This is a genomic window from Flavobacterium kayseriense (assembly GCF_014305095.1).
Classification (GTDB): Bacteria; Bacteroidota; Bacteroidia; order Flavobacteriales; family Flavobacteriaceae; genus Flavobacterium; species Flavobacterium kayseriense.
In genome coordinates, this window is record NZ_JACRUI010000005.1 from 241,296 (window position 1) to 253,028 (window position 11,733).

Below are 11,733 nucleotides of genomic sequence, written 5' to 3' on the forward strand. Positions count from 1 at the left end.
ATACGAAACAGCAACTTAAAATGACTTAGGAACTTTGCGGAAAATATTTTTAGCTACGAAATACAATCCTACAATTAAGAAAGGGATACTTAATAGCTGTCCCATATTTAAAAGCATACCGTTTTCAAATTCGACTTGATTAATTTTTACAAATTCGATTACTATTCTCATTATAAATATTAAAGTGATTGCGTATCCAAAATAAAAACCATTACCAATTTTAATCGAATTCATTTTGTAAATAATAAAAATTGATGCAAATATTAGTAGGTATGAGAGCGCTTCATAAAGCTGTGCAGGATGTCGAGGTACATTATCAATCCTTTTAAAGATAAAAGCCCACGGCATGGTGGTTGGATTACCAATCATTTCAGAATTCATCAAATTAGCAAACCTAATAAAAGCAGCACCTAATGGAGCGACAACTGCAATGAGATCAAGTAACATCAAATATTTTATTTGATACTTTTTAGAATAGAAGTACAAGGCCAACAGCAAACCTAATGTTCCGCCGTGGCTTGCTAGTCCAGCATAACCAATGAATTGGTATACTCCATTCGCATTTTTTTGAATAGGTAAAACGATCTCTAATAGGTGTTGCGAATAGTAATCAAAATCATAAAAAAAACAATGCCCTAACCTGGCTCCTACAAATATCCCGATAATACCATACATAAATAAAGCCTCATGTGCCTCGTTACTAAGTTTTTCAGCTTTAAAAATTCCTTTTAGAATGTACATACATAAAAGCAATCCAGAGGCAAACAAAAGCCCATAATATTTGAGGGGGAAACCAAAAATAGAAATAATTTGATCGTTAAAATCCCAATTTACATATAATGCAGTCATACAATTTATTTATTTTTAAAGTTCAGAATCAAATACAATCATGCATAAAATTCAATGCTGTTTCTCTCAATTTAACGGTAAGCAAAACGCTATTGCATAGATTATGACACATACAAATACGTACGTGATACTCGTTATCATTAAAATTTATAGCTATATCCTATTCGAACTACCTGAGTTTCGTAATAATCATTACTGGTATAATCAAAACCTTGACCTGTAATTTCTTTTCTAGTGATCATCGTATTTAATACATCTGTGGCATTAATGAATAATTCACCTTTCCCTTTTTGAAGTAGTTTTTTGATTCCAAGATCTACTGAAAATCGTGATTTAATTTTTCCTTGAGGAATTATATCTGGAGCTAAATAAATAGCGGTTAATTGTGCGCTAAACTCTTTGCGAAAATTAAACGTATTATTTATTTTAAAGTTTCCTGATACAAGTTCTTGTTTTTCAGCCGAAAACGTATTTAAAACTGGATATTTATTTTCTACAGTAAAGGCCTCTATAACATTACGATACGCATTTAGATTAACATTAAAAGAATATAACTTTGATACTTCTTGACTTAAAACCAGTTCCAGACCCGTATTAAAACTTTTGTTTACGTTTTGGAATATAGCATAAATGATAGGACTTCCCGCCACGGTGCTAGAAATTCGTGTAATCGTTCCGTCAGCAAAACGATGGTAAGCGGCACTGTACAAACTTCCTTTTTCCCAATTATTTTTATAACCAAGTTCTACTGAATTTGTAAATTGTGGTCGCAATGCTGGGTTTCCTACTTTAATAATTTCGGCATCGTCATACTTTGGAAAAATACGAATATCTACCTCATTAGGTCGGTCTACCCTACGGTTGTAAAAAGCCGAAAGTTTATTGTTGTCATTAATTTTGTACGCCAAACGAAAGTTAGGAAAGGGTTGCATATAATTATAACTATCACTTGTATAAACAGGATGGTCCTCATTTACATTATACTGTATTTTTACATACTCTACCCTCAACCCTAGTTCAGCCTCCCAAGATTTATTTTCAAAAATATAATTTCCGTAAACAGCAGGAATTAACTCTTTGTAAGTGGCTGCTCCACCTGCGCTTGCATCTAAAACCGAATTTGCTCCCGGGATAAATTGCATGTTCGTCGGGATATTGCGATTGCGTAGTTTTAAACCCGTTTCTATTCGACCATATTTAAGTGGCTTAATGTAATCTACATTAAAATCATACACTTGTTCATCTGACAAAAGCTTAAATGCATCTGTACCTGTAGATGATGGTAAAAAATTATCATAGAAATATTTTTCATCCTCACGATGAAAGGTGTAATTGAAACCCATATTCAATAACCTACCAGCCTCTTTAAATTTATGTTGGTAATTAGCGGTAGCCATCCATGTAGTCTTCAATTCATCTTCTAGAAACTGCCATAAGCGTCGGCGTTGTGAAAAATCTGCATTAAAAAAAGGTTGATCACCGCGATCAATAATTTTTTCACTTCCAAAAAGTCCCGAAATAGTTACCGAATTTTGATCATCTATAGCATAGTCAACTCCTGATTTTAAAGTAGTAAAATGCGTGTTTCTATTTCTTTTTAGTTGTGAATTAATAATATCACCATCATCATACGTCCTGCTTACAAATTCGTTTTTATTTAAAGTTTCAGTATATAAATAATCACCTTGAAAAAACACGTTAACTTTGTTTTTCCTATAATTTAAGGAAACATTAGGGTTGATTTTAGGTGTAAATGTGTATTGAGGTCTGATGGTTGGAAGGTTTTCCTTACGAACCCACAAGGATCCTGCACCAGTAGTAAAACCTAGTTTTCCATTGAAACCGTTTTTTCTGTTTTTCTTATAAATGATGTTGATAATACCCGCATTACCATTTGCATCATACTTTGAGGAGGGATTATTAATTATTTCTATCTTTTCAATTGCCGATGCCGGAATATTATCTAATCCTGTTTGGCCTCCAAAACCAGTTATGGCTGTTTGCTTACCATCAATTAAAACTGTGACTTTATCGTTACCTCTTAATTGCACTTTACCATCTTGAACGGTGACACTTGGTAAATTTTGCATGGCTTGAAGTACAGATCCTCCGGTTTGACTAATATTGTCTTGCAGGGAAAATGTTTTCTTATCCATTTTCTCGCTAATTTCATCTGCTTTAGAGATTATAACGACCTCGTTTAGTTGATTTAAATTTTCCTCTAATTCTATTGTGTTCAAATCTAAGTAATCAGATAACGAACCTACAAACAAGTTCTGTTTTTTGGTGATGTATCCTATATAAGAGAATTCTAAATAGTAATTTCCAGATTGCACCTTAGCCAGCGAAAACCGACCTGCTTCATTACTAATCACTCCACTGATAAAAGCAGCATCTTTTTCAGTTTTTAAAACCACGTTAACATATGGTAAAACGATTTGGGTCTTTCTATCCTTAATAACTCCAGATATTGTTACACTCTTTTGAGCATGTATAGCCGAAACCAAAACTAATTGAAGTAGTAAAGTCAGTACTATTTTTATTCGCATGTTAAAATTGTCCTTTAGTATTGAAATGTAAAAGTAAGTAATAAATATATGGATTACTTACAGCGAATGTTAACTGTAAAAATAATTTTAGTTTTCGAAACTAGTATATGGTATTCTTAAAAAGTAGATTCTGCGTTTTACTTCAATCCTTGCTAATAACAACTTAAAATAAAAAACCGCCTTAATGTATTCAAGACGGCTTTGTAACTATTCGATAGTAATTAAACTTCTCTAAGGTTTAATTTACTGTTTTTTCGGCTAAAGCCAAAGTAAATCGTAAGTCCGATAAGTAACCAAATCGTAAAATAAATCCAGTTCCAAACGCTAAGTTCAGCCATCATATACAAACAACTAACCAATCCTAATAAAGGTATTAGAGAAAGGTTTTGACGGAACGACCAAATTGTCAATCCCACTAAAACAACCAGGAAAATCCACATAGGGATTTTATGCTTGAACAAAGTAAAACCTGTTTCATATTTTAATTCATTATCAATAGGCAAGTTAGCAACTACGGCAGCATACTTTGCCTCGTCTTTTTGATATTGACTTAGTAAGTTTTCTAAGTCTAAGTTTTCCGTAATTGTTTTCGACTCAAGACCTACAAGGTAATCGTAGACTTTTTTAGAATCGTCTTGATTCAAAGATGTTATAATATCAGTCGCACTAATAATTTTGGCTTCATTGGTAATAAAACCCATTGTCGCTTTATTGTTGTAATTAAAAGCATAAAACAAACCTGCGGCTAACATAAAAGGAACCACGTATTTTGAATTCACATAAGGGGTTTTGAATTTCCCTCTTGGAATATCTTTTTTATTTTGTAGCACCAGAACTCCTGCACACACCAAAACAAAAGCAAATAAAGTACCTATACTACATAGATCAGTAACCATAGTTAAATTTAAAAACAAGGCAGGAATAGCTACGACAAAACCAGTCACCACAGTTGCGTACGATGGCGTTTTGTATTTTGGGTGCACTCTAGAGAATTTCTTTGGTAATAAACCGTCACGACTCATACTCATCCAAATACGAGGTTGCCCCATTTGAAATACCAACAATACGCTTGCCATTGCAATTACAGCACTTACGGCAATGATACCTGACATCCATTTTAAATCTAATTTAGCAAATACAAAAGCTAAAGGATCACCTACGTCAAGTAAGCTATAATTTACCATTCCGGTTAATACTAAGGCGATAATAACATATAATATGGTGCAAATAATGATAGCCCACATCATACCTCGTGGTAAATCGCGCTGGGGATCCTTACACTCTTCGGCTGTTGTAGAGATCGCATCAAAACCAATGTAGGCAAAAAACACTGCCGACACACCTTTTAGAACACCACTCACTCCATTAGGCGCAAACGGAGTCCAATTGTCTGTATCAACATAAAATACACCCACCGCAATCACTAATAAAATGATACATAATTTTACAACTACCATCAGGTTACTCGCATTACGCGACTCTTTCATTCCGCGATAAACAAGAGCAGTGATTAAGACAATAATAAATAGAGCTGGTAAATCAGCTACAAAATGAAAGGAACCAATAGTTGGCGAAGTAGTCCAAGCCATGTAAGAAGCTTTTAAACCATCACTTAAATTTTCATATGCCTTACCACTTTGCATCAATGCAGTAGCATCAGTGAAGCCGTTTGAAGCCGTTAAGTAATCCATTTGCACCCATTGCGGTAAATGAATTCCACCACTCTCCAGTAAACCTGTAAAGTAATCACTCCAGGATATGGCCACGGTAATATTTCCAATGGCGTACTCCATAATGAGCGCCCATCCAATAATCCAGGCTATTAACTCTCCAAAAGCTACATAGGAATAAGTATACGCGCTACCAGAGACTGGTACCATCGATGCAAATTCAGCATAAGCAAAAGCAGCAAAACTACAGGCAAGTGCGGTAAAGAGGAATAAAAATATAACGGCAGGACCACCATCAGCACTCGCTTTACCAATAGTACTAAAAATACCAGCACCGACTATCGCTGCGATTCCGAAAGCGGTTAAATCTCTAGCTGTAAGGTGTCTTCCTAACGCATTGTGTCCGTCAGCTTCATTTCTTTCGACTTGTTTAAGTATATCTTGCACTGTCTTTTTTCTGAACAAACTCGAACCCTTCATATAATTATTTTTCTCATTACAACTTAGTATAAACCTCCCAAAATTCAATTATTATTAAAATAATTGTCCTTGAATTTAAAAACCAAATGTATAAAACTAATTCAATATTTGAACACCTTATTTTTTGATATTCCTAAATAAAAAAACGCTTTATTTTTACTGAAATTTTACAAGTACTTTGATAATTAAATGACTGCTTTAAATGAAAAACAAAAAAGAAAAATAATTGTCTGAATTTTCAAAATTATTTCAGATAACTTCTCAAAATAGATACCGGATGTTGAGCTTCTCGGCTAGTTCCATCAAAAATTTGATGACGGCAACTTGTACCAGCCGATGCAATAAGTGTGGTGGCAGCTGTAGATCTGACTTTTGGGAACAAAGTATCTTCTCCCATTTGCATACTAATCTGGTAATGTTCTTTTTCATAACCAAAAGAGCCTGCCATACCGCAGCAACCTGAGTTATAAATGGTAACCCTTGTATTCTTCGGAATATTTAACATAGCAAAAGTGGCCTCAATAGAACTCAACGCCTTTTGATGGCAATGCCCATGAATTTTAATTTCCTTTTCTTCATCAGTGAATTGATGCTCTTGAATGTTACCAACTCCTATTTCTCGCTTAAAAAACTCCTCAATCGTTAGGACATTTTTAGCCAGTTGCTTTGCAGCAGCTTTATCTTCGGCTAGACGCAAATATTCGTCTCTGAAGGTTAATATCGCCGATGGCTCTAAACCTACTAAGGGACAATTATCATTTATAAGAGGTGCAAAAGTAGAAACATTTTTAATCGCAATCAGCTTGGCTTCCTCAAGGAATCCTTTTGATATAAAAGCTCTTCCGCTCTCCTCATGGTTCACTATTAAAACTTGATATCCTACTTTTGTTAGCAGCTCGTAAGCATCAATACCTACTTGAACATCATAATAGTTAGTAAACTCATCGATAAACAAATATAATTTCCCTTTATCGAAGGTTCCCGGTGTTGCTAGGTGATCCGTTAACCACTTTCTTAAAGTGTGTGGCGCTAGAAAAGGTACTTCACGCTCAGGAGCGATTCCCATTGCTTTTTTCACAAATGACAAATTAGCCACAAAATTAGTTAAGGATGGAAACAAACTTCCCATCGCATTCATTTTTGCATTGTTCGCAAAAATCTTATTTCGAAAACTATAACCATTTGCTTTTTGGTATTGGTACAAAAATTCGGCTTTCAAGGAAGCTACGTCAACATTAGAAGGACATTCGCTTGCGCAAGCTTTACAATTCACACAAAGATCAAATACTTCGTATAATTCTTTATGATTGAATTTATTTTCTTTTTCAGAATGAGTCAGATATTCTCGTAACGCGTTCGCACGTGCCCTAGTGGTATCTTTCTCATTACGGGTAGCACGGTAACTTGGACACATAGCCCCTCCTGCCGATGGTAATTTGCGACAGTCGCCAGATCCATTGCATTTCTCGGCTGCTCTTAAAATACCCATACTATCAGAGAAATCTTGAAGCGTTTGAATCTCTGGTTCTTCCCTATCGGTTTCAAAACGAAAATTCTCATCCATTTTTAAGGCATTTACGATTTTACCCATATTCAAAACCGAATTTGGGTCGAAAGCCAGCTTTACTCGCTTAAGCAATTCGTAGTTTTTCTCGCCAATCATAAACGGCAAAAATTCACCACGTACAATTCCGTCACCATGTTCTCCACTTAAAGAGCCTCGATACTTTTTTACCAAAATAGCAACTTCAGTAGCAATATTTCTAAACTGATGAACGCCTTCTGAAGTTTTTAGATTCAAAACAGGACGCAAGTGTAATTCACCCGCTCCAGCATGTGCATAATAAATCGCGCTTTGTCCATGTCGCTCCATCATCGCTGAAAAGTCAGCAATATAAGCTGGTAAATCGCTTAGCTCAACTGCAGTATCTTCTATAGAATCTGCCGCTTTATCATCACCAACGATACTTCCTAACAAACCTAATCCCGCTTTTCTAAGTTCATTTACCTTTTCAATATCTACTCCATATAACTTTGGAGAAGCATAACCAAATTGATGCTCTTCCAAATCTTTAATCAACGCATTAGCTTGGTTTTCGGCATCTTCCATGCTTTCATGTGAGGCAACCTCAAATAACATCATTGCTTTGGGTTCTCCTTTAATAAAAAACCTGTTTTTACTTTGTTCTTTATTTGTTTTGGTACAATCTAAAATGGTATCATCTATCATTTCGCAAGTGTACAAATGGTGTTTCATGGCAACCAAAACCGCTTCTAAACTTTCTTGAATACTTGTAAAATGTGTCACAACCATTACATTATTGGTCGGTGGCAAATCATCTAATTGCAAGGTTACTTCGGTTGTGAAGGCCAGAGTTCCCTCGCTTCCGCATAGTAGTTTTCCAACATTTATCGTTGGTTGGCTTCCGCCAAAGAGGTCTGACTGCAATAACACATCAACGGCATAACCCGTATTTCGTCTGTGAATTTCTGGCTTTGGAAATTCTTTTTTTATTTCGTTTTGGGTTTTACAATCAGAAAGTTCAACGTGCAGCGATCTATAAATCGAATTCTCTAAAGAAGTTCCATTGGTCTTCGCTAAAAACTCAGCTGATGTCAAATCCTTAAATACAGCTGTAGATCCATCACTCAAAATAGTTCTGATCTCAATGATTTTATCACGAGTTACACCGTATCGAATGGATGTTGTTCCCGAAGAATTATTCCCGACCATACCGCCTACCATACATCGATTTGAGGTCGAAGTATTAGGACCAAAAAATAATCCGAACGGTTTTAAATATAAATTAAGCTCATCCCGGATTACCCCTGGCTGAACAGTTACTGTTTTTTTAATAGGATCGAAAGAAAGAATCTTAGTGAAATACTTGGACACATCCACCACAATACCCTCCCCTACAGTTTGCCCTGCAAGCGATGTTCCTGCAGTTCTTGGAATCAAAGAAATCGAATGTTCATTTGCAAAATGAACTAAATTTACAATATCAGCATCTGTTTTAGGCAAAGCCACAGCCAAAGGAATAATACGGTAAGCCGAAGCATCTGTAGCATACAATGTTTTATGAAGGTCGTCGAATAAAAGCGTGCCATCTAATGATACTGCTAATTTTTGGAACTGATGTTTAGTAAGCATTTTGAATTGGGTATTGCTTTTGTTTTTACAAATATAATTTATAGTTTGATGATTATAATAGCAGCAAACTAGTAAAATATCATTAAAAAATAGCAATCAAGTTTTTAGAACATTTATATTAATTAACTTTATATTTAATAATCAAAGCGTTTAAAGGCTTCGATTGCCTCATACTCAGCAAGCCCTAAATCATCATATATTTTAGCCGTATTTTTGTTTCTATCCTCAGCTCTTACCCAGAATTCTCTTGAATCAGAACCTTGAAACATAACCCTGTCCTTTTGAGATTGATGATATAAAATAGCGTGCCTTTTCAATAAAACCTCATCTGGACTTAAAGGCACCGCCATATCTATTTCATCGATATCCCATTCATGCCACGCACCACGATACAACCACAACCAACAATTACTCATATCAATTTTAGTCTTGAGTTTCCCCATTGCTTCAAAAATAGCGTTCAAACAAACTTCATGAGTTCCATGCGGATCAGCTAAATCACCCGCTGCAAAAACTTGATGCGGTTTGATTTTTTCTATAATCTCCATCACTATAGCTACATCTTGTAATTCTAAAGGATTTTTTTTTATTTGTCCTGTCTCATAGAAAGGCAGATCTAGAAAATGAATGTTATCATCTTTCAGACCAATATAGCGAGTTGCTGCATAAGATTCTCGACGACGAATAAGCCCTTTTAATTTGCGTACTTCAATTGTATCAATTTGGTTTTCTTTTTTATTTTTTAAAAAATCAATCACTGAATTAAAATTAATATCTATACCATTATTGCCAATAAAATCATTACTAACCTCAGCAAATTTCAAAGCTTCATCATCAGTTACTGCAATATTTCCCGAAGTTTGATAAACAACGTGAACGTTATGACCTTGCCTAATTAGTTTAGAAAAAGTTCCTCCCATCGAAATAACATCGTCATCAGGATGTGGGCTAAATAGGATAATATTTTTTATCGAAGGATTTGCTCTTTCAGGTCGATTAGTATCGCTAGTATTTGGTTTTCCTCCCGGCCAACCTGTTATCGTATGCTGCAATTTATTAAACATATTGATATTCAGATCGTAAGCAGAACCTTCTTGCGCTAATAAATCGGACATACCATTATTATTATAATCCCTATCAGTAAGTTTGAGAATAGATTGCTTCGTTTTCAGACAAAGCCAAATTATTGCTTTACTTTTCATTTCCTGAGTCCAAACACATTCGTCAACAAGCCAAGGAGTATCAAGTCGTGTTAAGTGGGATGCTGCTGATTGATCTAAAACAAAGGTAGTATTAGAATGATTTTGCAAGAATGTAGCAGGAATTTCAGAACTAATATCACCTTGTATTGTTCGCTTTACAACTGCTGCTTTATTTTGTCCCCACGCAAGTAGAACAATTCTTTTAGATCTTAAAATAGTAGAGACTCCCATCGTGATAGCTCTTTTGGGAACATTACTTATTCCATTAAAGTCTGAGGAAGCGTCGACCTTAGTAATATGATCAAGCGTGATCAAACGTGTTGCAGAATTTGTATGGGATCCAGGCTCATTAAAACCAACATGACCTGTACGACCAATTCCTAACAATTGAAAATCGAGACCGCCAACATTCTTTATCTTTGCTTCATAATTTGCACAATATTGATTTAAGTCTTCAATTACCACTGTACCATCGGGTATGTGTACATTCTCAGCTTTAATGTCAATATGATTGAATAGATGTTCATGCATGAAGTAATGGTAACTTTGATTATTTTCCTTCTTCATTGGGTAATATTCATCCAAATTAAAAGTAATAACACTATCAAAACTCAATCCTTCTTCACGATGCATTCGAACCAATTCTGCATACACAAGTATTGGTGAAGATCCAGTTGCAAGCCCCAAAACACAATTTTGGCCCTCCGCTTGTTTTGACCGAATCAAATCTGCTATTTCCAAAGCGACAATTTTGGATGCTTCTTGAGAGTTTTTAAAAATCTCACTATGAATTTTCTCAAAACGAGTGGTTTCGTATTTACCAGGTGCTACATAATTTAGATTGCGAATGGCTGTCATATTTGATATTTTAGAGTAGATAATTCAACAAATATAAAAAATTAAAGCATTCAAAATGCAATAAAACGCATTATCTACTTAAATTTAATTAAAATACCGCAAAATACTGCAAATTAAATAATAGCTACACCCGCATCTTTATAACTTTGTAAAAGAGTATCATTTGGATTTAAGTCAGTTACAATGGTATTTAAGAGATTAATTCCGCATACTGCATGTGGTGATTTACTATTAAGTTTGTCAGCAGTAAACATGGAAACAACTTTATCTGATGCTTCTAGCATCGCTTTTTTTACAATAGAAACCTCATACCCTACTTCAGTTAATCCCTGCTCTACGTTAATACTACTAGCACCCATAAAACAAATATCAGCTTTAATCTTTGACAAAACTTGCAGCACATCTATACCTATAGTAACCATTGCATTTTTTTGCATTTTACCTCCAATAAATATCAAATCAATATTTTGATATTGTGACAATTGCATCGCTATTGGTAAGCTATACGTGTACACCGTGGCGCTTAATAGAGGAGGAATTAACTTTGAAAAAACTAAATTCGTAGTACCTCCACTCATAATGATTACTTGTCCATCATGTAGTAAGGAAAGTGCTTTAAGTCCAATTGCTGTTTTCTTTTTTTCATTCGAAATAACAATATCAAATACGCTTTTCTCCTTATGTAAGATAGGAATCGCCCCACCATATACTTTCTCAAGTAAGCCTTTTTCGTGCAGTTTCAGCAAATCTCTTCTTATCGTATCTTCTGACAAACCTAAAACCTCCGCTAGTTCAATAGTATTAACACGTTGTTCTTCAGTTAACTTAGCCATTATAAAGTTACGCCTTTCTACTTTTAACATATGTATTAAATAAATTTATGATATACAAATGTATTAAAATAAATGGTTCCAAATTACGCTATCAGTAACGAAACTAGATTAAAAAAGAACGATTTGAATATGTATATT

Annotated in this window: 6 protein-coding genes; all 6 read right to left on the reverse strand. The window is 34.8% G+C overall.

Annotated elements, in window-relative coordinates:
• Nucleotides 1-15: 15 nt before the first annotated feature.
• Nucleotides 16-849 carry a prolipoprotein diacylglyceryl transferase gene (gene lgt / locus H8R22_RS14320; protein WP_187011078.1) on the reverse strand — a complete coding sequence of 278 codons (834 nt, stop codon included), beginning with the start codon at nt 847-849 and terminating at the stop codon, nt 16-18.
• Between the two features lie 140 nt (nt 850-989).
• Entirely contained in the window at nt 990-3,398 is a 2,409-nt protein-coding gene (locus H8R22_RS14325; protein WP_187011079.1) for a TonB-dependent receptor domain-containing protein, read from the reverse strand.
• A gap of 221 nt (nt 3,399-3,619) precedes the next feature.
• Complete coding sequence (locus tag H8R22_RS14330; protein ID WP_187011080.1) at nt 3,620-5,548, reverse strand: amino acid permease; 1,929 nt, start codon at nt 5,546-5,548, stop codon at nt 3,620-3,622.
• A gap of 244 nt (nt 5,549-5,792) precedes the next feature.
• Complete coding sequence (locus H8R22_RS14335) at nt 5,793-8,702, reverse strand: FAD-binding and (Fe-S)-binding domain-containing protein (protein ID WP_187011081.1); 2,910 nt, start codon at nt 8,700-8,702, stop codon at nt 5,793-5,795.
• A gap of 134 nt (nt 8,703-8,836) precedes the next feature.
• Nucleotides 8,837-10,762 carry a glucosamine-6-phosphate deaminase gene (gene nagB / locus H8R22_RS14340; protein WP_187011082.1) on the reverse strand — a complete coding sequence of 642 codons (1,926 nt, stop codon included), beginning with the start codon at nt 10,760-10,762 and terminating at the stop codon, nt 8,837-8,839.
• A 113-nt stretch (nt 10,763-10,875) separates the two neighbouring features.
• Nucleotides 10,876-11,625, reverse strand: a complete 750-nt coding sequence (locus tag H8R22_RS14345; protein ID WP_187011083.1) for a DeoR/GlpR family DNA-binding transcription regulator — start codon at nt 11,623-11,625, stop codon at nt 10,876-10,878.
• Nucleotides 11,626-11,733: the final 108 nt, after the last annotated feature.

Excerpts from the sequence above, each read along its gene's own strand:
- H8R22_RS14345 (WP_187011083.1), bottom strand. The coding sequence starts at position 11,625 with ATGTTAAAAGTAGAAAGGCGTAACTTTATAATGGCTAAGTTAACTGAA.
- lgt (WP_187011078.1), bottom strand. The coding sequence starts at position 849 with ATGACTGCATTATATGTAAATTGGGATTTTAACGATCAAATTATTTCT.
- H8R22_RS14325 (WP_187011079.1), bottom strand. The coding sequence starts at position 3,398 with ATGCGAATAAAAATAGTACTGACTTTACTACTTCAATTAGTTTTGGTT.
- H8R22_RS14330 (WP_187011080.1), bottom strand. The coding sequence starts at position 5,548 with ATGAAGGGTTCGAGTTTGTTCAGAAAAAAGACAGTGCAAGATATACTT.
- H8R22_RS14335 (WP_187011081.1), bottom strand. The coding sequence starts at position 8,702 with ATGCTTACTAAACATCAGTTCCAAAAATTAGCAGTATCATTAGATGGC.
- nagB (WP_187011082.1), bottom strand. The coding sequence starts at position 10,762 with ATGACAGCCATTCGCAATCTAAATTATGTAGCACCTGGTAAATACGAA.